Source organism: Clostridium sp. C8-1-8, from assembly GCF_009928445.1.
Classification (GTDB): Bacteria; Bacillota; Clostridia; order Clostridiales; family Clostridiaceae; genus Clostridium_AR.
The window spans coordinates 45,048-70,479 of the sequence record NZ_JAABNO010000020.1; the positions used below are offsets into that span (position 1 = coordinate 45,048).

The window sequence follows — 25,432 nt, forward strand, 5'->3', positions numbered from 1 at the left end:
CATAATTATTTTTAGGACTACTACGCAGAAGCTCAGTTCCCCTGTCCCTTACAACTTTTCAGCTACTACTGTGAAGGTTTTAGGAATCCCCTTGTCAAAAACCTCAGAGGATAAGTTAGGCTCTTCATCTAAGCTCTTTATAACTAATCCTGATTTTGCAACACTGGTAACTACCTCTCCCAGAGTCCATCTTCTAAGGAATACCTTCTTTGGAGTATCATCTTCTGAATACTTAAAGTATGAAACATCCTTTTCTTCTAAAGAAGTATCAAAATAATCTCCTGTCACCTTATGCTTTCTCACTTTTGCGGTGGAGCCTCTAGAGCTTATAAGTTTTGTTGAAACTGGATGAAAATCTCTTATTAAAGCAATACCTTTATTAGAAAGTACTTCGTACATCAGTTTCATGAAGGGAGCTAAGTCTGTAAAGTAATGAATTATCCCCATTTCAGCAAATACTATATCATAGTCTCCACTTACATCTTTCTTCGGTAGTTTTAATACATCTGATACTATGTAATTAAGCTTTACACCAGCAGCTTTTGCTAGCTCCAAGGCATAGTTTTTATTGCCTTCTGAAAAATCAACTACTGTAACCTCTGCTCCAAGCAATGCCAAAGCTACTGCTTTGTTGCCATTTGACCCCATTAGATTCATTATCTTCTTATCTTTTACATCTCCAAACTTAGTGTATAATATTGAAAGAACTGCTTCTGGATTTCTTTTTATTCTAGCTGCTGCTTCTTCTGGTGTACCAAACCTATTTACCCATGCATCATAGGTTTCTTTATTCCATATTTCCTCATTGCTATCTATAACTACCTTTTTATCAATATCTATTATGTTAAAATTCTCTTCCAATCTAAAATCCTCCAAATATCTTAAGGCTTAATTTTCACATCAGATTATATCATTAGTTATGTAAAGAATAAATATGATACAATAATTATGATGTGCCACTTCGATACTAAATCCATTCTCGAAACTCTTCAGGTTTCTGAGATGAGAATTTGAAAATATAACTATCATTACAAATTGGTACATCGATGATATTTAATAAATTACAGGAAGTGTTTATATGAATAGATGTCCTTGGTGTGGAAATGATGAACTATACATAAAATATCATGATGAAGAATGGGGTGTTCCGGTTCATGATGACAGAAAACATTTTGAATTCTTAGTTCTTGAATCTGCTCAGGCTGGTTTAAGTTGGATTACTATACTTAGAAAAAGAGAAAACTATAGAGAGGCTTATGATAATTTTGATCCAGTTAAAATCTCTCAATATGATGAAGAAAAAATCAAAAACTTATTAGCTAATGCTGGTATAGTAAGAAATAGAAGAAAGATTGACGCTTCTATAGGAAACGCTAAGGAATTTCTAAAACTTCAATCAGAATATGGAAGCTTTGATAGCTACATATGGAGCTTTGTTGACAATAAGCAGCTAATAAATAATTGGAAAGAGCTATCACAAGTTCCTGCCAGCACTGAACTTTCTGATAAGATAAGTAAAGACCTAAAAAAGAGAGGCTTTAAGTTCTTAGGCACAACAATAGTTTACTCTTACCTGCAAGCTGTAGGAATAATCGACGATCACATAGATAGTTGTTTTAAAAGAACAAACTCTATATAAGATTAGGCTCTGTTAAAGTATTGTGTTGAAATCAAGTGATCAGTTCTTCGATGCTTTGATGAGCTTGTGTACATAGCATATCCTTCATGGCCACTTATAAACATAGCCTAAAATTAAAGGGTCTGCTGCACTAAGTAATTAGTGCAGCAGACTCTTTTTTCACATCTTCATTTTTAAAGGTATACTAATTTTTTTGGTATAGGATAGATGCTATAACGATCTATCGGTTTGACTTTAACATTATTTTGCCTTGCTTAATGCATTCTGAACCGCCTCAATAATTCCTCTACTACTAAAAGTTGCTCCTGAAACTGTATCAACACTTGTTGATTGTGCTGAAACTATTTCACTAGTTATGGTACTTTCTGCATAATTATAGTAGTTAGGTGTATCTTGAGAGGATACAGTTTCTACCTTAGTTATCCTTCCATCTTTTATAGTAACAGACATTTCAGTAATCCCTCTTCTAAATCCTGTTCCAGTTCCTGTATAAGTTCCATCTTTATATTTCACGGAAGTTGTATTTGATGAAGAACTTCCATTGTTAGAGTTACCAGGGTTACTACTTGAACTATTTGCTGTGCCCTTATTAGCTTCACCATTTTGTGTAGCCTGAGAGCTTTCATCTTCACTACTTTTATCTTGTGAATCCTGCTTTGTATCAGCAGCACTTTGATTATTAGAATTAGACGAACTATTGGATGAATCAGCTTTGCTGCTTGAGTTCTGATTAGCTGAATTTTCAGCACCACTGCTCTGGCTATTTTCATTTGAAGAACCTGAAGTTCCTTGAGCTTGATTTAAAGCATCTTGAACAGCGCTTATTATGCCATTACTTGAAAAGGTTGCACCTGATACAGTATCAACACTTGTTGATTGAGAAGCTATTATGTTATTTATAACAGTACCTGAGGCTCTATTATAAAAATTAGGAGTATCTTCTGATGAAACAGTTTCTATATTATTTATTTGTCCATTTTTTATTGTTACAGAAATTGTTGTAGTACCTCCTCTAAAGCCAGTACCACTACCTGTGTAAGTTCCATCCTTATACTTTGTAGAGTTCACATTTGTTCCACTTGTTATATTGCTAGCTGATGATATTCCAGCCTTAGTTAGAACTGCACTTGTAAGATTGGTTATACCATAAACTCCTGCAAAGGTAGCTATAGCTACAGAACTAGCTAAAGCTGGATTTAAGTCTTCGCCTGTTATATTTACTGCTGTATTCTTTCTTGGACATATTTCTATGCATTTTAAACATTCTATGCACTCCCCGCCTTTAACACTTTCCTTCTTGTATAGAGGTATCCCCATAGAACATACGCTAGTGCAAGCTCTACATTTTCCACACTTTTCAGTAGGTTTGTTTATCTTTAAAATGCTTATTTTTGAAATTATAGAGAATACTGCCCCCAAAGGACATAAATATCTACAGAAAAATCTTTCTACAAACAATGCTCCTATTGTTATTAGTACTAGTAAAATAAGTCCTATAATCAAAGTCGATATAACAGTTTTGAAATCAGTTATCTGCGCAAAAGCATCCCAAGGACTTGTCCCTTCTAATATATTACTTCCTAGTGTACAGGTAACTATTAACAGCATTAATAAAATAATATATTTTACATATTTAAGTACTGAATCTACTTTTTCATTAACCTTAAACTTTATCTTAAAAACATGCTTTGATATTAAATGAATCCAGTCATTATAAGTTCCAAAAGCACAAAACCATCCACAAAAGAATCTTCCCATAAGAACTGTAAGAAGCATTACTATGATAAATTCACTTAGAGCTGGAATAGCTCTAATAAAATGAAAATTTCCACTGGTTATCATCTTATATACATTTTTGACCTCACTAAAGGTCAAAGTATAAAGACCAGGCAAAAGTATAAACATTATCAATTGTACTATATGTCTTGCAATTTGAATCTTTTTAACCATCTTTGTGACTCCTCCTAAGTTAACAAAATCTTATTGATTCTTTGACTAACCACATTAAGATATCGGATAATTAACCACTTAATCTCAATACCAATGTTTAATAGTTTTTTATTTTCACAAATCTAATATCTGGGCAAACCTTAGATTTCTTCATATTCAAACTCTTGATCTGTTAAAACTAAAGCTTTTTTCATACCTGAAGTAACATATACCTTTTTATCTTTGGTTATAAGAACTCCATCAATTCCATCCACAGCTTCTAAAATTTTCAATGCCTTTTCCACACCTAGGATGTAAATACCTGTTGATAGTCCATCTCCATCTATTGAATTATCGGAAACAATTGTTGCACTTATAATTTCGCTTTCAGATGGGAAGCCAGTTTTCACATCTAATATATGGTGATATCTCTTACCTTCAGAAATAAAGTACTTCTCATAGTTACCAGAAGTAACTACAGATTTATTGGATAGGCTTAGTATGCCAACATACTGGCCTCGTTCCTTAAAGGGGTTCTGTATTCCTATATTCCACTTTTCTCCGCTTTCTTTATTTCCCAAAACATAAATGTTACCACCTAAATCGATTAGTCCACTTTTAACCTTATATTTTTTTAATACAGCTCTAACCATATCTGCTGCATAGCCTTTTGCTATACCTCCAAGATCTAACTTTTGATTATTGTTTTTAAGCTTGACTGATACTTTTTCTTTATCAAGTATTATATCGTTATAATTTACAAGTTTTAATTTCTCTTCAATATCTTCCTTACTAGGTATAACACCTTGCTTTCCAGTTAAGTTCCATAGCTCAACTAGAGGTCTTATAGTTGGATCAAATGTACCTTCAGTTAATTTACTGTATTTTTTAGCTTCCTCTAAAACATAAAAAGTTTCTTTACTTATCTTTTCATGTTCTATCCCTGCCTTAGAGTTTATCCTACATATATCACTGGAAGCTTTAAAAGCCGACATCTTGTTATCTATATCACCTATTATCCTAATTGCCTCTTCTATTGCTATCTCACTTTTCCCTCCATAAACTCTCAGGTGTATGAGTGTACCTAATCCAAAACTATTTCTTATCATAGGTGCTTTATTCCTTTCGCCTGTTACAAATATAACTATTATCGATCCAAACACTATTAATATAGTAAGTACACCTAATAAATTTATAAGTCCACCTATAATAATCACCTCACCTTTTTATTTAAAGTATTGTTTGTTAAATATCAATTTCAAGTATTATCAGTGTAACGTAAAAGCTAAATCTAATATCTAAGTGATCTCTTAGCTTATATTAGAATTATAATAACTGAAACTGAGTATAACATTAATATAAACTGAGAATTTGCTGAGAAATCCGTTAACTAATTTAAAATTTAACAATTACTAAGCATGCTTTAATTATAATCAACAGCCATATAGCCTCTCCCTCATACTCATTTAATTTCAATACTATTCTTAAGAATAGCCTTATAGTAAAAGTTAATTTCCTTAAACAGAAAGGGAGCATCGCTCATGATTGAATAATAATCATCAGCGATGCTCCCTCTTTATCTTAAAGCTATATAAATTGTATATTCTCTAAAGGCATATTACAGAGTTACTAATAATAGATCTGGGATTGAAACGGTACATATTTAATAGTTATATTTTAATTAAAAAATCACATCTATACTAACTTAATATAGACACTAAAGGTTGATCCAACACCAACTTCACTTTCCACTTCTATGTTACCATTATGAGAGTCTATTATACCTTTAACTATAGAAAGTCCTAGTCCATATCCACCTTGTTCTCTAGACCTATGGGGATCACTTCTAAAGAACCTATCATAAATCTTACTTAAGTGCTCCTTTTCTATACCAGTTCCATTATCAACAATTTTTAAAACCGCAAAGTCTTCTCCATTTACTTTTTCTATAGAGGAGGCTATGGTAATTTCACCATTATGCTTATCAGTATGAAGTACTGCATTTTGAGTTAGATTATATATTACCTGCTTAATCTGATTTCTGTTTATATTCACTATTAAATCTTTAGCCAGCTCCAAACTTAAACTTCTATCTCCACTTAAAACCTGAAGCTGAGGATAAATCTCCTCTACAACAACTTTTAAATCTTCGTTATTCATTTCAACCTTGATGTTTTGATCTAGCTTGCTTAACATCAACAGATCATTGACCAGTTTAGTGAGTCTATCGCTTTCAAGTAATATACTATTCAAAGCCAAATTAAGCTGCTGTTCATTCTTTGCCGCACCTCTTAAGAGGATCTCTACAAATCCATGAATAGAAGTTAATGGAGTTCTTAATTCATGGGAAGCATCTGAAACAAACTGTCTCATTTTCTCCTTTATATACTGCTCTTGTTCAAAGGATACTTCAATTCTTTCAATCATATTATTAAAAGAATGTGATAGTCTATCTATCTCCAGCATTCCGTTATCTTCAGGAATTCTAGTATGAAGTTCTTTTACATCTATTTGCTCAACAGTATTGGTCATATTATGAAGTGGAACTAAAGTTTGTCTAAAGATAGTACTTCCAAGTATTCCTCCAAGTATTAGTATGCAAAAAGCTCCTCCTATATATATGGAAAGCTGTCTCTCTAGTATTTCTCCCACATCATTTATTGGTGTACACAATTGAATTAGCCCAGATGGCTGATTCATATCTCCAATCTTTCTCCATACCATAAGTAATAAAGTACCTTCATCAGTCTTCACAAGTTTATAATCTTTTTCTAAATTTCCAGACTTTCTGAGTAAATCTTTATATTCGTTTGTTGATAAATTAGGATTAATAAAAGTAAATTTATGTTTTTCCTTCTCCTTTACAAGCTTTAGTGTGGAATCATCTGAAGCCTGCGGTTCCTCTTCCTTCTTTTCAACCTTGTAAACCACATTACCTGACTTATCTATGATAATCGCATTTGTAGCTCTGTCTACCAAATTGTTAGTTATATTGTGAAGTTCAGCATTGCTTCCATCTACTTTTTCAATCTGACTTAATACCTTAAAGTCTATATTATGAAACTTATCCTGCAATACCTGTCCTTTACTTCTACATAGATATTCTCTCATACTAAAATACTGTGACAACCCCATTATAAATAAGAGAACTATTAATAAAATAAAGAACCTGGAGAATATCTGCCACTGAAGTCCTCTTGTCTTTTTAGCTTTCTTAAAAACCTTCATTTAGACTACCACCTTATATCCTACTCCACGTACAGTTTTTATTATATTATGTTCTTTATCCTCGATTTTATCTCTAAGGTACCTTATATATACTTCAACGATATTTTCATCACCATTAAAGTCGTACCCCCAAACCTTCTCTAATATTTGAGACTTACTCAGCACTAACCCATTGTTTACAAGCAAGAATCTTAATAAATTATATTGTGTTGGAGGTAAATCCAATAATTTATTGTTATAAGTTATCTCATGGGCTCCATCGTCTACTTTAAAGTCACCTATATTTATGACCTCACTTAATTCTGGAAAACTGTTTCTTACTCTAGCATTGATTCGCGCCAATAGTTCTTTAAAACTAAAAGGCTTAGACATGTAATCATCTGCCCCTAGATCTAACCCCTTTACAAGATCATCAACTTCATCCTTAGCAGTTAACATTATGATAGAGGTTTTTACTATCTTTTTTATTCTAGTACATACCTCATAACCATCCATTCCTGGTAGCATAACATCAAGTATTACTATATGTGGATTTATTTTCTGTGCTAAATCTATGGCTTCGTTACCGTCATAAGCCTCATATACCTTATAGCCTTCTGCTTCCAACCCCATCTTTATGAAATTTATAATACTTACTTCATCATCTACAACAAGAATATTTATCTGCTCCTTAGTAATTGGGCACATTTAGCTTCTCTTCCTTTCAAATAGGATAAATACGCCTAAGACAAGTCTCAAGCGCAGTTTATTTTTGTTATTAGCTATTATTATACATAACCTAACTATGCTAAACAATATAAATCAGAAGTATATAAGATTTTACTGTTTATTTTATTTCCCACTTTAGATTAAATTCTCCCTTTGTTTTATCTCCTACTATTTTAATAATATATCGTCCATCTTTATCTGCCTTATATTTAAATAAACCACTTGGGTCGTCTAATAGATTAGCTATATTATTACCATCAGCATCTTGTAAAAGTATCTTCAAAGCCCCTTCTTTTACCGATGAAGAATACTCTATATTTAATGTTTGGTCTTTTTTTAATTTAATCTTATTACTCTTAGTTCCATTAAGATAACTATAACTTTCGTTCCACTTGTTGCCTGTACTATATTCCAAAGCTGCTCTCTCACTAAAGGAATCAAACGTTCCAGCCTTACCTATGATAATCTTCACTAGGAAAGTTACTCCCAAAGCTATAAGCATAGCTATTATAATAAAAATAATCCAAACCTTTTTATACTTTCTAAAAACCTCCATAATATCTTTTTCCCCTTTCAAGAAAATTTATTTTAGTACTTAGCTTTACAGTTAGGGCAATAGTTCCAATTGTCCTCCATAAAACCTCCACAACTCTTGCAATGTTTCCCTAAAGTTTTTCCACAGTTAGTACAAATTTCCGTTCCTTTTTCCACAATTGCTCCACATGATTTACATCTTATTTCAGTGCTTCTAGTAACTATTAAATATACTATAAGGGTTATAGGCATACTACACATGGCAAGTAGTGCCCAAAGGATTGCAAACCTATCTCTTCTCATTCTTGCATCAAGATATATCCACAAAGATTGACCTGCCCATATAATTATAGATATAAATATGCCAAACATTATAAGAATATCTACTGAATTCATACTCTCACTCCCCTCCTATTATTTTTGTATAGTACTAATAAAGCCAGTAATGCTATAGGCGCAGATAATATACTGTTAAGAATTATTACATTGACCAAACCAAACTTAATTCCCATTAGGATTTGAGCAATAGCTATTGCAGGAACCATAATAATATATAATACGTCCTGCCACCAGTTGCTGGAGTGCTTTTTATACTTTACATTTGTTATTAAAGTCAAAGTATCTACTTCTTTTATCAGTCCTATCTGTTCCAAGTAGTCATCTTCCAAAAAACTAACTTTCTGAATACTTTTTTCTCTTGAACTTTTATCTATATCACTCATACCTAATCACTCCTTTTCACCTAATAAACTCTTTAAAGTTTTGATTGTGTTATGAATTCTAGACTTTACAGTTCCTTCTGCACAATTCATAATATTGCTTATCTCTTCTAAGCTGTATCCGTAATAATGCTTTAATATAAATGAAACCCTTTTTTCATAGCTCAGCTTTTGAAGTTCCTTAAGTGCGTTCTCAACCTGTATTTTTTCATATACCCTCTCATCCATTTCTTTTGTATCTGATACAATTGAGTAGTTTTCAATAGAACTAAACTCTATAATTTTTTGTCTTTTTAAATAATTTTTATATATGTTTAAGGCAATCCTTATAAGCCAGCTTAAAAACTTACTTTCTCCTCTGAAGTCTTTTATATTGTTTATAGCCTTCATAAGAGTCTCTTGAAGTAGATCTTCTGATAAATAAACATCTCCAGTTAGCTTTATCAAAAATCCATAGAGTTTTTTATAGTTTTGCTGAAATAAAAGGTTTAAGGCACTGTCATTGCCAGCTTTAGCCTTATTGATAAGTTCTAACTCCTCCAAATCTACTCCCCCCTAACCCCTATACAAATAAGACAATTGAAATAAAAATAAGTTCATTATTTTTTTATTTTAAGGTTAAAATTCATATTAACTTAACAACCTTCTATAAGTTTCATTTATTTCAACTAATTGACATTTATAAAAAAAGTAGTAAACTATTCTTAAGAAATATATAAACGTACCTCTTAAATTGTTGAATTTAAATCTTTAGCTTTTCCTTAGACCCCCATAGGAACTATAAGAAATAACTTCGAAATTAAGAGGTACAATTATAAAATTCCTAAATGAACTATTAATTTATACCTGCCCGACAATCCCTAAAAGTTTGGATTGTGGAACAATCATAAATTAAGTTTCCATATAGGAACTCTTAAAAAAGTACTTTTATTAAAATTCATAAAAGATAAATATATAACATTAATTAAAATTAATTTGTAGGAAGTGATAAAATGTCAAAAGTACTATTTTTAAATGTTCGTGGACACGGACACGTAAACCCTACCTTAGGTTTGGTATCAGAATTAGTAAAGAGAGGAGAAGAGGTTATCTATTATTCTTATGATGAATTCAAAGAAAGAATAGAGAAAACCGGAGCTACTTATAAAGAATTAAAAGCTGATGTGTTTAAACGGCCTCAAACTGGTGTAACTAATAAACACTCTAGCATGGAACAAATGCTTAACTTTATAAATATTACTCTCCAATCTAGCGAAAACTTTATAAAAGATTTCTTAGCTGAAATAGGTGATACGCACTTTGACTACATGATGTATGGAGCTTCTTTCCCTTATGGTAAAATTATAGCACAAATACTAGGCATCCCTTCAGTATCCTCCTTTGCCATATTTGCTACCCCAAGAGAGCTTAAATACGGATCTGGCAATAAGTTTAATGAAGACTTATTAAAAAATCACCCTGTAATGGACACTTACAATAAGCTTGCAACCAATCTTAAGAATACCTATGGTGTAACAACTCCTTCATTAATAGAACTATTCTTTAATAAGGGTGACCTAAATATCGCCTATACCTCTGAATACTTTGTAGCTCATCCTGAGTACTATGATGATAGTTTTAGATTCATAGGACCTCCTATATATGATAGAAAAGAAGATTTAGATTTTCCTTTTGATAAGTTGGAAGGCAAGAAGGTTATATATATATCTTTAGGCACAGTTTTTAGTGCTGCTGATCTAAAGGTATATGATTTATTTTTTGAAGCTTTTGGTAATATTGACGCAGTGGTAGTGATGACTGCTTACAATGTTGATACCTCAAGTTTTTCTATTCCGGACAACTTTATAGTAAAAAACTATGTACCTCAATCTGCAATACTTAAGTATACTAATGTTGCTATAACCCACGCTGGTATGAATAGCACTAGCGATTTAATATATAATAATGTTCCCTTTGTTGCAATTCCCTTTGGAGCAGATCAGCCTTATATGGCATCAAGGGCAGCTGAATTAGGTGCAGCAATTAAACTTGATGCAGACAAGCTTTCAGTAGAAGATTTAAAGCAAGCTGTTAATAAGGTATTGATTGATCCAAGCTATTACGAAAATATAAAAAAGATAAGTCAATCCTTTGAGCATTCAGGAGGCTATAAAAAAGCAGCAGAAGAAATACTGAAATTCAAAGAAAACTTAGCAGTATAGCCCTATTGTAAGCTTTTACTGCTTCACATTAATAACAGAATTTCATATTAGATTTTGCTTGATTATAAAGCCTATGGATATAAGTAAATAATCTTATATCCATAGGCTTTACATAGAACTTTATACTCTCACTTGGCATAATACTACTTCTATGTATTTGTAGACTTTTTAGCTGTATTATAGTATTCTAGGAACAGATTTATATTTGAAATACATTCAAGTACAGTATTTAATCCAAAAATCCTATCAATAATCTCCACCATATGGTATCCGGCCCAATACCCCTTAAGTTCTTGTCCAAAAAGAACTTCTATTTCTTTATCTACCTCTAGCCCCCCTGCTATTATTTTATCTATTATTAACTCTACCTCTTCTAATATTAAGGCCATGTTTTCATCATTATTCTGCCATTGAGTACTTTTGAAAGATGATAATTCTTCTGGATTATTTAAGTAATACATTGCGCTTCCTTCCGAAAGAAGCTCACTTAATAATCTAACCTTACCTTTTTCTCTAGCTGAATTTAAGCCATCTATTACTGCTTTAAAATTCCTATCTGTACCTATATGATGAACTTCATGAGCAATTATTCTAGTTAAGAATTCTGAATTAATTTTATCTCCCTCCCATAGAACTTCATCACATAAATCAACAGCTATTTTATCTTTAAGCACTATAGAGGTTCCTCTTATTCCATACAAAAAATAAACCTTTATATCAAGGTCATCATCAATATATATTGGTAAAAACTTATTGGCCATTTTAACAGAATTGTCTATTATTTGATTTAAGTCCAATTTTGAAAGAGTTTTTTTGACACAGCTTAATCTAGAAAAACCCTGTTTAATACTCTTTAATATTATATTATCAACACCTTCTAGTTTAGGGTTCTCTATTGCCAAACTAAATAACTTCACCAATAACTCCTTACCAATCATACTTCCACCATAATGGAAAAGATGCTCATTTAGAAATTTAATTCCTTCCTCTTCTAAATATCTATTAATTTGATTTTCTGTTAGTGTATTCTTCTCTATATTATCAAATAGCTCAATGGATCTATTTAATGCTGAATAATCAAAACTTATACTCACACATATCCTCCAATCTATAGGATCACATTACGAAGACTTAAGTTATACCTGACTTAAAATCACACACCTATGAACTTTAGGCACTCATAACTTAATAGTTGAAGTTGGGACCCATAATAAAATCATTAAATTTGCTAATGATATAAGTTCAACATTAGTTAATTAACTCCTTCCATGTTTTCATTGATTACTTATAAATAGCGCTGCAGCCTACAAAAATCATAAACTCTTAAAAAGTAAAAAGTCATGCATCTTTATAAAATGCATGACTTTTTATAATATATATTTTTAAATATACACTAAGCTTCTAAACAGCAAACTTAGCAACCAGTTCCTTAAACTCTGCTTCATGGCTTTCAAGCCAATCTATAAACTCAACCTTTTCAGTTCTTATAGTTTTTGCTAGTTCAAGTAAAAATTGAGGTACCTGATCTTGAAGAATATCACCATAGAAAGCCCCAAGCTTTGTAACACCTTTACCTAATTGTCCCTTTACATGTAGCTCAAAAACATTACTTGACACATTGTTTACTCTCTTAAGTTTTCCAAAGAAACCTATAGCTCCAACTTCATGTACTCCACAAGAATTGGCACAACCTGATATATGAATTCTTGGTAATATATCTTCTGTTATATTTTCTTCCTTGAATTTGCTTACTATTTCTTGAAGTGTCTTTTGTCCATTTAAAACACCTATTTGACAAGTAGGTACACCAATGCAAGCTACTGACTGTTCTAATCTAGTTTCTCCACCTAGAGTTTTTGTAAGCTTTATTAATCTTTCAGCCTCTTCACCGTTAAGGTTTATTATGTATAAACCTTCATTCATTGTAAGTCTTACTTCAGCTTCTTCAATGACGCTTATTTCCTCTAAAAGCATCTTTAATACAGATAACTTTAATTGTCCTCCTATAGGATGGAAGTATACACTATAAAGTCCTTCAACCTTTTGCTCAAAAAGCCTATTACTAACTAAATTAGTTTTTCTGCCTTCTTTAACAACTTTTTTATTAATTACCTCTAAACTTATATTTTGCTCTGTCCTAACCTTCTCTAAATGCTTCTTATAGCATTGAATAAAAGCTTCTGCTCCCATTCTCTCAACTATATATCTAATACGAGCCTTGCCATGATTCTCATAATCACCTTCAGCAATAAACAAGCTAGTCATTGCCTCTACATGATATAATACATCCTTTGGCTCTACTAGTTCATCATATTCTATTCCAACCTTAGGATTTCTTCCAAGTCCGCCACCTAGATAAAGTTTAAAATATTCTCTTTCATTTTCCTTTACTGCTAAAAATCCCAAATCTGTAACTGTAGCATGAGCCTCATCTTCATTGCTGCTAGCAAAAGCCACCTTTAACTTTCTAGGTAATTTGTAGCTTGTTATTTTACTTAAAAAATGTTCGTTAACCTTTATAGCATATGGAGTTACATCAAACGCTTCCTTAGGATTAACGCCTGAAAGTGGTGACAGAGCTACATTCCTTGGAAAATTACCACCAGCTCCTCTAGTATGTATTCCTTCTTCTAAAGCAGCTTTCATAATCTCATATATTTCATCTATACCTAATCCATGAAGTTGTATATCTTGTCTAGTTGTAAGATGTACCCCTTCAAGATTGAATTTGTCCGCTAATCCATAAATGAATTTTAGTTTATCCTTCGATAGAACTCCTGAAAAAGTTCTTAATCTTACCATGAATTCTGTTCCACTTCTATGAGAATATACACCCATTCCACCTGAAGTCTTCTTAAATTCAGCTCTATTTATCTCACCATCTAAGAATTTATGACCTATAATTCTAAAATTCTCAATGTCTTTAATTAATTGTTCTTTTAAATCACTCATTACAATCACCCCAACAATTAAGTAGTATTTTTTGTTAATTTCATACTCTTATACAAAAGTATACTACTATATTTATACCAAGTAAAACTGTGATTTTAATCACAAAGTCATTTATTCCCTTAGAAGTTGTCAAAGCTTCTCCGCACATTATCTAGGGTAATTGTTTAATCTTAGTATACTTATTATAATGGTAATTTTTAAACTATTTTATACTTTACTAAACTAACTTTTCTTTTATAAGGCATTTCTTATTAATCCGCTCTCCCACCCTAATATTACCAACTTTAGCCGAGCAAAAAAGTTACAACTAGTCTATACAGTAAAGAGAAGGTCAATCCTTAGATTAACCTTCTCTTTAATAATTATTTTATATTAAATTAGCCTTATGCTAAATCTTCACCATTTGAAGCAATAACTTTCTTATACCAGTGGAAACTCTTCTTTGGTCTTCTGCTAAGATCTCCATTGCCTTCATTATCTTTATCAACATATATGAAACCGTAACGCTTCTTCATCTCTCCAGTAGAAGCACTTACTAAATCTATACATCCCCACATTGTATATCCCATAAGTTCCACACCGTCTTTAACTGCTTCTTCCATCTCTATTATATGATCTCTTAAATAATCTATTCTATAATCATCATTTATTGATCCGTCTTCTTCAACTACATCCACTGCACCTAATCCATTTTCTACTACCATTACAGGAATTTGATACCTATCATAAATATGATTCAAAGTCCATCTTAACCCTTTAGGATCAATCTGCCAACCCCAATCTGAAGCTTTTAAGTAAGGATTCTTAAGGCCTCCAAGTAAATTCCCCTTTGCCTCTTCTTGTTTTTCTGGATCCGCACTAACTGCATTTGACATATAGTAGCTAAAGGAATAGAAGTCAACAGTTCCCTCTTTTAATGCCTCAGCATCACCCTGTTCCATATCTATGCTTATGCCTTTTTCCTCAAAGTATCTTGTAGAAAATGCTGGATAATATCCTCTTACTTGAACATCTCCACAAAGCATGTTTCTAAGTTGATCCTCTTTTTGAGCTAATAATATATCATCTGGATTACATGTAAGTGGGTAAAGAGTCATATATGCTATCATGCAGCCAATCTTAAAGTTTGGATTGATCTCATGTCCTAGCTTAACAGCTTTTGCACTAGCTACAAATTGATGATGTAATGCTTGATATCTAGTTTGGTCAGAATTTTCATCTTCCTTAGTCAATATTCCTCCACCCATAAATGCACCGAAAGGAATAGTAAGAACATTAATTTCATTGAAAGTAAGCCAGTACTTTACTTTATCCTTATATCTCTTAAAAATAGTATCGCAATATCTCAAGTAGCAGTCTATAACTTCTCTTCCTGCCCATCCATTATACTTTTGAGTAAGTCCAAATGGAGTTTCATAATGAGATATTGTTACCAATGGCTCTATACCATTCTTTATTAATTCATCGAATACGTTGTCATAAAACTTCAAGCCTTCCTCATTTGGTTCTAAATCATCTCCATTAGGAAATATTCTGCTCCAGTTTATTGACATACGGAATACCTTAAATCCCATGTCTCCAAACATCTTTATATCTTCTTTATAATGCCCATAAAAATCAATAGCTTCATGACTTGGATAATATGTTCCTTCTTCCAAAACAGGAGTAATTCTTCTTGGGGTAGTGTGAGTACCTCCTGTCATCATATCAGCAGTGCTTGGACCTTTGCCATCCTTATTCCATGCGCCTTCAAATTGGTTAGCAGCAGTTGCTCCTCCCCATAAAAACCCTTCTTTCATTTTCATAAATATTCCTCCCAATTATTAAAATATATAATTTTTCTAAAATTAGTTGCTTAATAAAATCTTTTCTTCGTATATGCAGATATATGCAAGAAATACATTTGAAACCAATAAGTTTTCTTTTTTTATTACATATAGTGAAAAGTCATTGTATCACTTTGAATCAATCAGATGCAGATAGTAAAAAATATTATCTTAATGTTTATTATTAATTGCTTTAATCGATCTTATGCCCTTATTATAACCTTTTCATCAGCATAATTTTTTTCTAATTCTGAAAATTAAATATAAGCTATGCTAAACTATTTAGGAAATCTTTTCGTATAAAGTATCTTCAACTATTTCTTTTACTTCAGACTATGCTTAAGAACATTGTTGAATTTAGCTGTTTATGAATAGATGCTATATTAGTGAGCTAATATAATTAAATGATTTTTTCAGTCTTAAAATTAATTCGGGATATAAAACGTCTATTAACAGTAGTTTTATATCCCGATATTTTATATAAAGAAATCGCAAAAGCGATTTTCATTAACTAAATTTATATATTATTTAAATATCTTAACTCTTTCTTCTAATGGTTGGAATTGCTTTTCAGCTGGTTCTGCTGTTGGTTTTCCAAAAGGCATCTGAGCTATAAGCTTCCAGTTAGCAGGAACATTCCATTCACTCTTAACATCTTGCTCAATAAGTTCATTATAGTGCTGTAAAGAAACTCCAAAGCCTTCTATTTCCAATCCTGTCCAAACAACGAATTGATGCATGCCGCTTGATTGTTGAGACCATATTGGGAAGTTATCTTTATATAACGCAAATTGATTTTGCAAAGACTCAATAACACTGCTGTCTTCAAAGAACAATACTGTTCCATAGCCATTTTTAAATGAATTTATCTTGTCCTCAGTAGAGCTAAACTGATCTTCTGGTACTATCTTTCTTAAAGCATCCTTTGTTATCTCCCATAGTCTATCATGTTGAGCTCCAAGTAATAATATTACTCTAGCACTTTGAGAGTTAAATGCAGATGGTACATACTTTACTGCCTTTTCTATAACCTCTTTTATCTTCTGATCAGAAACTACTGCTTCCTTGCTAATTCCGTAAAATGATCTTCTGCTTTCTATAGCATCAAAAAAATTCTTTTCCATTTTAATTACCTCCGTAATATTTATTTTTATTTTTTATATTAGAATTCATATGTTATTTTATACTTAATATTAGTTACTAACTTATTGTAACTAACTATATATAAATTATATGATACCAATTCTCAACAGTCAAGTATTTTTATAAAACTTTTATATTTTTTAGTAGTTTTTTATCTCTACCCTCTTTTTCAAAGTTATGCTAATAAAATCATAAATATCACCTAGTTTTTTTCTTAATGCTTCTATCTATCCTATGTTCAACACAATGCTTTAATAGAATCTTTTTTTTATTTACTGTTTAGCTCTTTAATCATGATTTTTATAAATTTTATATTCTAAAAATATGCTATGTTTAAAAATGTTGTTTAAATTAAGTGGCTATGAAGGAGATGCTATATGAGCGAGCAATTAATTTAAACGCGGTGTTTTAACATAGCCAGAAAATAAAAAACATAAAAGACTTCTAGACTCCTTTATGTTCCTATCTTACTCTGTATTTATTTATATATTCATAAATAATATAGTTTAGCCCTCTATAATCTTTATATATATTTTTCTATCCCTCGGGCCGTCGAATTCGCAAAAGTAAACTCCTTGCCATGTACCTAGCTTAAGCTGGCCATTCTCCACTATCAAATTAACAGAAGAGCCCATTAAGGATGCCTTTATATGTGCATGTGAATTACCCTCAAAATGTTTAAACTCTTTACTCTCTGGAAACACATTTCTAAAAGCAAAAAGCATGTCAGAAACAACGTCTGGATCTGCATTCTCATTAATAGTTATTCCCGCAGTAGTATGTGGCACAAAAACTACTACTATACCATTTCTCACACCACTATCTTTTAATTCCTGTCTTATCATAGGAGTAATATTTATAAATTCATCCTTTGCTCTGGTTTTCACATTATGCTCCATCAAAATACCTCTTTCCTATTCAACATTAGATAAAAAATATAGATGTATACCTATAGTAACTAAACCTCTGTCTTCAACTTTCCTTTAATATATCTAGGAAAAATATAAGTTTAGTTAATAGGTAATACATCTATGGATAAACCATTGATTATTTTAATTTTATCACAGTAACAATTTTAGCGATGTACTTTTTAGATTATATTATCAAATAAGGTTATAAACTCTCCATAACCTTCTTGTACCAATTTATCTTTTGGTATAAATCTTAGAGAAGCTGAATTAATACAGTATCTTAGTCCGCCTTCTTCTTCTGGCCCATCTGTAAAGACATGACCTAAGTGAGAATCTGCATCTGCACTTCTTACCTCTACTCTATGCATATTATGGCTTAAATCAGCTTTTTCCTTTATAAAGTCATTATTTATAGGTTTAGTAAAAGCCGGCCAGCCACAGCCGGAATTGTATTTATCACTTGATGCAAATAGAGGCTCTCCAGAAACTATATCAACATAAATTCCTTCTTCAAAGTTTGTATCATACTCATTTGTAAATGGCCTTTCTGTACCGTTATTTTGTGTTACTTCATATTGAAGCGGAGTTAATCTTTCCTTTAACTTTTCATCACTCTCTTTAGTATATTTATTTATTGGCAAATCTCATCCCTCCAATTAATTAAGTAAGTATTATTATTTGTAAGTTGCTAGCAAATATAATTTAAAACGTAAATGCACATAGTAGATTATTTATTTTTCAAATCTATTAGCTTAATATAATTTGTAGTTGTATCCCTATAAGTTAGATAGCCATCACATAAATTTATATCTGTCGCACCCTTTATGTCTAACAACTTCTTTTTAGATGAGTTCACTTCATCAACCACATATATGCCATCATCATTTGAAAAATATATTTTATTATTTAATATATTAGCACATAAAATATTTTTCTCAATAAGCTTATCTTCCTTAGTATTTATATCTTTCTTATGAAGTTCTCCACTGTGATTGTTAAAGTAGTTATAGTTTATATCTTTGTCATTTAGCATAAAACTATACTCATATTTTTCAGTAGTTTGTACATACTTAGACAACATTTTATCCTGAGGATTTTTGATTGATATCTCTCCAGTATTTAAGTTCCTAGACTTCAAATATTCGTAGTCTATACTTGTACTCTTATCAGCAGCTATATCATATTCAAAATATTTATCTGTTGAACTATCTGGATAATATTCTTTATAAAACACCTTTTTATTATTTACATCCAGTATATCAGAATACTTTCCCTGAGATATAACTTTATAACCCTCTCCATTAGTATCCATTCTAAATACTTCCGTGTTATAATCAGAATTTATATAGCCAGTTAACTTAGTTCCTAGCAAAACACCATCAATTAATCTAAGATTATAAAAGGCTGTAATTAGATTATTTTCATTTTTTATATCTGTAAGCTTTTTCTTGTCAGTGCCGTCTATATTCATCTTATAAATGTTATTATTATCCTCACCGTTTACAAAGAAAATAGAACTATCTTTTTGAACCATATTTGATTTGTTATTTATATTTCCTTCGGTGTTACCAGTAAATTTTATTATATCTAGCTTACACTCTACAGGTTTATTTATAAGCTCTAAGTTTCCTCCCAATATATAAGTTCCTGCTATATCAGTAGATAAAGGCTTAGCAAACCACTTCACACCTAACTCTACCTCCTTATTATCAGAGGTGTACGCTTTAATACTGCTTGGCATAACCAAACTTTGTCCTTCATAGATTTTAATATTTTCCTGGTTAAACTTTAAAGATTTTATTATCTCATCAAGTTGCGATTTTAGAGCATCTTCACCTTTTAGCTTAGAAATCCCTTCATTAAGTAGCTTTATTGCACCTATTATGTCTGCTTTTCCCTCTAAAGCTTTAGACTTTAGAACTATGGCTCTAGTATCCTTATCAGAGTTTTTAAGAACTTTATCACAATAATTTATTGCAACTTCATATTTTTTTGAGTTAATAGTAGCCTCTGCCCTTTTTATGTAGTAAAAAGTTGTTATTCTACTTAAGTTTATGAGTATTGAAGCAGTCAATACCAATAATATAAGTGCAGCGACTAATAAAAACTTAGAGTTTTTAAGAATTGGTTTTCTTTTTGTATTCTCCGTTTCAGCCTCATTTATTGATTCCTTTCTCTTCATTAAACACCCTCCAAAAAAGCTTTCATTTTATTATACTTTTATTATTGGAGTTATATTACTAAATAAAAGAAGCTGACTGAAGCGGCCTTCTTCAATAGACCTTTTTTGTGAATCTTCCTTTCCGAATGTATCTGAGAAAAATCTGTCAGACGATAAAAAAAGATGCCCACCTCTGTGGACATCTTTCTATAACTTTATATTTACTTATTGGCTTTTCTCTCTATCAACTTAGCCAAATCGTGAGCTAACTTATCTATTTCCTCTTGATTTTCTCCTTCAAGCATAACTCTTACTAAAGGCTCTGTACCAGAAGGTCTTATAAGAACTCTTCCTACACCATGAAGAGCCTCTTCTATTTTTCTAATCTCACTTTTTATCTCTTCGTCTTCTTCATGTATGTTCTTCATTTCATTTGGGACTTCAGCATTTGCAAGAACTTGTGGTAATTCATGCATTATAGATGCTAATTCACTTAGTGATTTTCCACTTTTCTTTATTATTGAAGCCATTTGAAGTGCAGTAACTAAACCGTCACCTGTAGTATTGAAATCTAGGAATATTATATGCCCTGATTGTTCTCCACCAAGTACATATCCATCCTTAACCATCTCTTCAAGTACGTATCTGTCTCCAACCTTAGTTTCTATAATCTTTATTCCTTCTTTTTCGCAAGCAATCTTTAGACCTAAGTTACTCATAACAGTAACTACTAATGTATCGTCTTTTAATCTTCCTATTTCTTTAAGATGCTTTGCACAAAGAGTCATTGCATAGTCTCCATTGATAAGTTTGCCTTTCTCGTCAACCGCAAGACATCTATCTGCATCTCCATCGAAGGCAAAACCTACGTCGCAGCCTTTTTTAACAACATAATCCATAAGCTCCTCTGGATGAGTTGAACCACAGTTTTCATTTATGTTAGTGCCATCTGGATTGTCGTTAATTATGAAAACATCTGCTCCAAGATCCCTAAATGCTTGAACCGCTGCAGAATAACAAGCTCCATTTGCGCAGTCTAATGCAACCTTCAACCCATCTAAATCAAATGCAATTGTATTCTTAGCAAACTCTATATAATCTTCTAAAGCACCAACTTCTCTTCTCTTTCTTCCAACCGCTTCTCCAGTAGGACTTGGAACACCTTCAAAGTTACTTTCTATTATTCTTTGTATTTCATCCTCTAATTCATCCTGAAGCTTATATCCTCTATTATCAAAAAACTTAATTCCATTATATTCCACCGGATTATGGGATGCTGATATCATTATTCCAGCATCAGCTCCATACTCTCTTGTTAGATAAGCTATTGCTGGAGTTGGTACTACACCTACTGCTACTGCTTCTGCACCAACTGACAGTATACCTGCAACTAAAGCTGATTCAAGCATATCACAAGATATTCTTGTATCCTTACCAACTAAAATCTTAGGCTTATGTGTTCCCTCTGTTAATACATAAGCGCCAGCTCTCCCTAGATTATAAGCTGTAAGTGCAGTAAGCTCAGTATTCGCTATACCTCTAACTCCATCAGTTCCAAACATTCTTCCCATATAATATATACCTCACTTTTGGATTTTTACTTTTTGTATATATGGCTAACTACAAAAACTCACAAAATCATTAAGTTTTATATTGTAGCAAATAGCCTCTAGTGTATATTATATGAAGGTTATCCTAATTAAGCAACAACGAAGAAATTACGATAATATTAAAATTCCCATAAATTTCGTCAGATTGCTTACATTTATCCCTTTAATATCCAGATAAACTTCTTTCTCTACATAATCCTTCAACCTTCATAAATATAAAGTATCCTAAAGAAATAAAATTAATCATAAAAAAATAGGCACCTTAAGGCACCTATGTATGCTAGATTGTTATCTTAACATGGTCTCCATCTTTATCCTGAACTTCCACTATTGTCAGTCCCTTATAGTTTTTATTTAACTCCTTTAATGCCACATCCATTAACTTTGGATTACAATATTTTAATACCTCTTCATCTAAATAGTCTCTTGAGTGCTTTAATCCAAACATACCAGTTTTAATAAAAAATCTGCAAACTCCCATAGGAACTCTTATATTTAACCCTTTACCATTTTTTTCTCTTACACTTATTTTCATTACCCTTCCCCCAATCTCAATTTTCCAAGATTATTTAACCTTATATTAAGGATATATTCTTCAACCTAATAACTATTTTTAAAGTTCTTCTAACTTCTAAGCTGAGATTTTAATAATATAAATTTGTCACTAAGTTATACCTGTGCATATCACTTATTAGCTAATAAACCAATATACATTAATCAGTAATAATACTTACATTATATCTTCTAAGGTTTCATGTTCAGGATCATAATTAATAACTTTTTTTACAGACTTCATAAATGCGAAAAACGCTATAAATATAATAGTTGCACTAAAGCTTCCAACTATAACTTGTTTTGAGCCTAATATGCCTCCAAGAATTCCTCCTATTATCATACCGATAGGAGAAAGTGCTTGAGTACAGGTTCCCATCAATGCAAAAACCTTTCCTCTCATTTCTTGAGGAACTATTAACTGAGTGGTTGTATTCAGTAAAGTATTCAACATAGCATTCAATAAGCCAGCTACGAATAATAATATACAAATAGCATATATATTCTCGGTTATAGGAGCAACAACCATAGCCCCCATGCTGACAAGTCCACTTATTACGAATACATTAAACTTTTTCTTTGGAGCTATTTTTACTATAGACAAAAACATCATTCCGCATATCATGCCTAAAGTGAATATACCCATAGCTATACCATATTTTTTTGCATCTAAGCCTGGAGTAGAATTAAAGTAAGGCATAAATAAGACTATCCCGACTTGAGCAAAAAAATTAATAACACAAGCCAGTACAATTATATTTCTTAACCCAGAAAACTTTACTGAAAAGTTTAATCCATCTATAAAATCTTCTTTAAAATTAGCTTTTTCTTTTTTGTGAATAACCTTAGGAACTTTTAAGAATAACTCCATAAATCCGGAGAAAAGATATGAGAATCCATTTAATATGAACATAATAGGAGCTCCAAGAATTGCAAATATAGCTCCTCCTGACATAGTACCTACAAGGTTTGCTCCTGTTGTAGACATTTGATAACTAGAATTTGCTTGTAGTAGTTTTGATTTAGGCACTATATCAGGCATTACAGAGCTTATACTAGGCCCAAAGAATGCCGAACATATACCAAGCAGTATACCCGCTACCATTACCATCCAAACTGCGCCTGCTCCTTTATATATAGCAACTCCAACTAAGATAATTGCTGCACCTCTTATAAAATCCGAAAGTAAAATTATAGCCTTTCTATTTGCTCTATCAATTAGTACTCCAGCAAAGGGTGATATTATAATCCTTGGGATCATTGTAATGGCCATTATAGTTCCCATAAGTGCTGAAGATCCTGTAACTGCCAACACCCAAAAACCTAAGGCTATTTCGTATATTGCATCTCCAAAGCAAGAAACAAGCTGTCCTTGCCAAAGTAGAAAGAAGTTTTTATTCCATAGTTTTTCTACTCTATCTGTAGAGTTTTCTTCTGTAGTATCGGAATTTTCTATTGCTCTTACTTCTTCACTCATTATTACTTCCCCTATTCAATTATTACTAGAACTTTATCTCCATCATGACTTTCTATATCTACAAGATTACCTGATATATCATTCATTATGGCACTTTTAAGCATTTCCATATCTATCTTAGCATCTATTCCTTCAGCTCTTATTGGAATGCTACCTGTTGCCTCTATTACCTTCTTTACGAAACTCATAGGTAACTGTACATTTACTCTATCACCATCATGAGAATCCACTTTCACATACAACATCTTCTCATCAAAGGATTTAACTTTGCTATCAATGTAAGGAATTAATTGTTCAGAATTAACAACTTTATCTTCAGTTGTTACTTCTTCTACCTCAAATTTTTCTTCATTATCTAAGCTGTTATTTTTTAAAGCATCAATGAGCATAGCCCCTTTTTCAGCATCAATCTTTCCATCTTCTATCATTTTCAAGACTCTTAGAACTTCTTCTTGCATAAATAATCTTCCCCTTTCATTTATTATTTTAATTATTTCTTCTTAAAAGACTTGCTGCTTCTTCTGCAGATATTTCTCCTCTTTCAAGTTTATCTAAAATCTCATCATTCTTTTGTTTTTCGTTATCTTCTTTTAACCCAAGTTCATTGATCACTTCATCTAGCTTAGCTCTTACTGTTGGGTAAGATATCCCAAGCTCCTTTTCAACATCCTTAATGTTCCCTCTGCATTTTAGAAATACTTCAACAAATGCAAGCTGCTCCTTTGATAAAGATTCAAACTTTGAAAAACTAAATTCATTTTCTATAGTTGTATTACATTTTGCACATTTAAGCTTAGTTACTCTTAGCACTCCTCCGCATATAGGGCACTTACTTATAGTTTTATACATATAGGGCAACTCCTTCCAAGGTTTATTATAGCAACTATTCTATCCTTTGTAAATAATTGTTTTTATATTTTTAATAAATAAATTAATTATCTCAATTTATTTATTGTATTTTATAAATATAATTAATTTCGATATTGATTATATTAATTTCATTATTTACTTCACCTATAGATTTGAATGAAACTATATTTTAACTTGATTCTTAACAACAGCGCCTTCCAATATATTTATCTCTCCGCTATACTCTACTGTATCTATCTCGCATCTTTCTCCAATGGTTATACTATTTCCTCTTACTATCTTTGCTCTTGTTGCCTCCAAATAGATATTATCTCCCTCTATAGAATCGCATACTACTCTGCTTCTGTTAAGAGATATGAATTTAATAAAGCTAGCTAAAAAGAAATCATTACTTCTAAGTCTTATTTCAATTTCTTTGCCACCAATTTCTTGAGTTTTACACTCTCCTGCAGGGTTTATTTCTATTCTTTCTGCGTTTAACATCTCTCCTATAGTAAACTCTCCAGAACATCTAAAATATTCAGCCTCACAATTACCACCTATTTTTATACCGCCAGATACGGAAATCTGCTCACCTTTTAAATTGCCACCAATTTTTGAGCCACCGGAGATTTTTAAATTCTTAACAAATATATCTCCTCCTATATTTGAATCTCCACTTATTCTTACGTCTTCACTATCAATATTACCATTTACTGATGAAGACCCTGACACCACAAATGACGAACCTTTTACATCTCCTCTTATAGTGGTTTCTCCACTTACCTTACATTCATAACATTCTATATTGCCTTCTACTGTAGATGACCCTGAACATTTAAAATCAACACAGTTTATATCTCCAGTTATCTTTCCAGACCCGCTTATTTTTACTGAATTGAATTTTCCGCCTCCAGTTTTACCAGACCCTGATATCCTTAAATCTGATCTATCTTCAAAATACACTCTTTCCATCTCTAACTTCCTCCCTAA

24 protein-coding genes are annotated in these 25,432 nt (G+C 31.7%); 2 read left to right on the forward strand and 22 right to left on the reverse strand.

Going from position 1 to position 25,432, the window contains the following annotated elements:
• Positions 1-48: 48 nt before the first annotated feature.
• Positions 49-876, reverse strand: coding sequence for a class I SAM-dependent methyltransferase (locus GXK57_RS18240; protein ID WP_160679057.1), 828 nt, complete (start codon positions 874-876; stop codon positions 49-51).
• Positions 877-1,078: 202 nt separating this feature from the next.
• Between GXK57_RS18240 and GXK57_RS18245 the strand changes: the two genes are divergently transcribed.
• Positions 1,079-1,639, forward strand: coding sequence for a DNA-3-methyladenine glycosylase I (locus GXK57_RS18245; protein WP_160679059.1), 561 nt, complete (start codon positions 1,079-1,081; stop codon positions 1,637-1,639).
• Positions 1,640-1,879: 240 nt separating this feature from the next.
• Here the strand turns inward: GXK57_RS18245 and GXK57_RS18250 are convergent, their stop codons facing one another.
• From GXK57_RS18250 to GXK57_RS18285, 8 genes are all read right to left on the reverse strand, one after another.
• Positions 1,880-3,589, reverse strand: coding sequence for an FMN-binding protein (locus GXK57_RS18250; RefSeq protein ID WP_160679061.1), 1,710 nt, complete (start codon positions 3,587-3,589; stop codon positions 1,880-1,882).
• A 140-nt stretch (positions 3,590-3,729) separates the two neighbouring features.
• Complete coding sequence (locus GXK57_RS18255; RefSeq protein ID WP_347709101.1) at positions 3,730-4,785, reverse strand: FAD:protein FMN transferase; 1,056 nt, start codon at positions 4,783-4,785, stop codon at positions 3,730-3,732.
• Between the two features lie 478 nt (positions 4,786-5,263).
• The gene (locus GXK57_RS18260; RefSeq protein ID WP_160679063.1) at positions 5,264-6,796 is read right to left on the reverse strand and encodes a HAMP domain-containing sensor histidine kinase; all 1,533 of its coding nucleotides are present in this window, start codon (positions 6,794-6,796) and stop codon (positions 5,264-5,266) included.
• Positions 6,797-7,483, reverse strand: coding sequence for a response regulator transcription factor (locus GXK57_RS18265; protein WP_160679065.1), 687 nt, complete (start codon positions 7,481-7,483; stop codon positions 6,797-6,799). It abuts the gene before it with no gap.
• A 139-nt stretch (positions 7,484-7,622) separates the two neighbouring features.
• Complete coding sequence (locus tag GXK57_RS18270; protein WP_160679067.1) at positions 7,623-8,060, reverse strand: hypothetical protein; 438 nt, start codon at positions 8,058-8,060, stop codon at positions 7,623-7,625.
• Between the two features lie 32 nt (positions 8,061-8,092).
• Positions 8,093-8,434: a zinc ribbon domain-containing protein gene (locus tag GXK57_RS18275; protein WP_160679069.1), complete on the reverse strand. Its 342-nt coding sequence runs from the start codon at positions 8,432-8,434 to the stop codon at positions 8,093-8,095.
• Positions 8,431-8,760: a hypothetical protein gene (locus GXK57_RS18280; RefSeq protein ID WP_160679071.1), complete on the reverse strand. Its 330-nt coding sequence runs from the start codon at positions 8,758-8,760 to the stop codon at positions 8,431-8,433. The genes GXK57_RS18275 and GXK57_RS18280 overlap by 4 nt, the downstream gene beginning before the upstream one ends.
• A gap of 6 nt (positions 8,761-8,766) precedes the next feature.
• Positions 8,767-9,300, reverse strand: coding sequence for a sigma-70 family RNA polymerase sigma factor (locus GXK57_RS18285; protein WP_160679073.1), 534 nt, complete (start codon positions 9,298-9,300; stop codon positions 8,767-8,769).
• 449 nt (positions 9,301-9,749) lie between these two features.
• Between GXK57_RS18285 and GXK57_RS18290 the strand changes: the two genes are divergently transcribed.
• On the forward strand, positions 9,750-10,958 hold the full coding sequence (locus tag GXK57_RS18290) for a macrolide family glycosyltransferase (protein WP_160679075.1): 1,209 nt from the start codon (positions 9,750-9,752) through the stop codon (positions 10,956-10,958).
• Positions 10,959-11,107: 149 nt separating this feature from the next.
• On the opposite strand, the gene GXK57_RS18295 is transcribed toward GXK57_RS18290, so the two are convergent.
• From GXK57_RS18295 to GXK57_RS18355, 13 genes are all read right to left on the reverse strand, one after another.
• Complete coding sequence (locus GXK57_RS18295) at positions 11,108-12,052, reverse strand: DUF5700 domain-containing putative Zn-dependent protease (protein WP_160679077.1); 945 nt, start codon at positions 12,050-12,052, stop codon at positions 11,108-11,110.
• Between the two features lie 307 nt (positions 12,053-12,359).
• The gene (locus GXK57_RS18300; protein WP_160679079.1) at positions 12,360-13,910 is read right to left on the reverse strand and encodes a nitrite/sulfite reductase; all 1,551 of its coding nucleotides are present in this window, start codon (positions 13,908-13,910) and stop codon (positions 12,360-12,362) included.
• Between the two features lie 383 nt (positions 13,911-14,293).
• The gene (locus GXK57_RS18305; protein ID WP_160679081.1) at positions 14,294-15,715 is read right to left on the reverse strand and encodes a 6-phospho-beta-glucosidase; all 1,422 of its coding nucleotides are present in this window, start codon (positions 15,713-15,715) and stop codon (positions 14,294-14,296) included.
• A gap of 545 nt (positions 15,716-16,260) precedes the next feature.
• A complete protein-coding gene (locus tag GXK57_RS18310; protein WP_160679083.1) occupies positions 16,261-16,860 on the reverse strand; it encodes a nitroreductase family protein in 600 nt (199 codons plus the stop codon).
• A gap of 525 nt (positions 16,861-17,385) precedes the next feature.
• Positions 17,386-17,778 carry a secondary thiamine-phosphate synthase enzyme YjbQ gene (locus GXK57_RS18315; protein ID WP_160679085.1) on the reverse strand — a complete coding sequence of 131 codons (393 nt, stop codon included), beginning with the start codon at positions 17,776-17,778 and terminating at the stop codon, positions 17,386-17,388.
• Between the two features lie 191 nt (positions 17,779-17,969).
• Entirely contained in the window at positions 17,970-18,425 is a 456-nt protein-coding gene (gene msrB / locus GXK57_RS18320) for a peptide-methionine (R)-S-oxide reductase MsrB (RefSeq protein ID WP_160679169.1), read from the reverse strand.
• A gap of 92 nt (positions 18,426-18,517) precedes the next feature.
• The gene (locus tag GXK57_RS18325) at positions 18,518-19,972 is read right to left on the reverse strand and encodes a DUF5050 domain-containing protein (RefSeq protein WP_160679087.1); all 1,455 of its coding nucleotides are present in this window, start codon (positions 19,970-19,972) and stop codon (positions 18,518-18,520) included.
• A gap of 200 nt (positions 19,973-20,172) precedes the next feature.
• Entirely contained in the window at positions 20,173-21,522 is a 1,350-nt protein-coding gene (gene glmM, locus GXK57_RS18330) for a phosphoglucosamine mutase (protein ID WP_160679089.1), read from the reverse strand.
• 319 nt (positions 21,523-21,841) lie between these two features.
• Positions 21,842-22,096 carry a hypothetical protein gene (locus GXK57_RS18335; protein WP_160679091.1) on the reverse strand — a complete coding sequence of 85 codons (255 nt, stop codon included), beginning with the start codon at positions 22,094-22,096 and terminating at the stop codon, positions 21,842-21,844.
• A 195-nt stretch (positions 22,097-22,291) separates the two neighbouring features.
• On the reverse strand, positions 22,292-23,590 hold the full coding sequence (locus GXK57_RS18340) for an MFS transporter (RefSeq protein ID WP_160679093.1): 1,299 nt from the start codon (positions 23,588-23,590) through the stop codon (positions 22,292-22,294).
• 11 nt (positions 23,591-23,601) lie between these two features.
• A complete protein-coding gene (locus GXK57_RS18345) occupies positions 23,602-24,048 on the reverse strand; it encodes a hypothetical protein (RefSeq protein ID WP_160679095.1) in 447 nt (148 codons plus the stop codon).
• Between the two features lie 28 nt (positions 24,049-24,076).
• Positions 24,077-24,439 (reverse strand): DUF2089 domain-containing protein, encoded by a 363-nt coding sequence (locus GXK57_RS18350; protein WP_160679097.1) that lies wholly within the window; start codon positions 24,437-24,439, stop codon positions 24,077-24,079.
• Positions 24,440-24,622: 183 nt separating this feature from the next.
• Positions 24,623-25,414, reverse strand: a complete 792-nt coding sequence (locus GXK57_RS18355; protein ID WP_160679099.1) for a polymer-forming cytoskeletal protein — start codon at positions 25,412-25,414, stop codon at positions 24,623-24,625.
• Between the last annotated feature and the right edge of the window lie 18 nt (positions 25,415-25,432).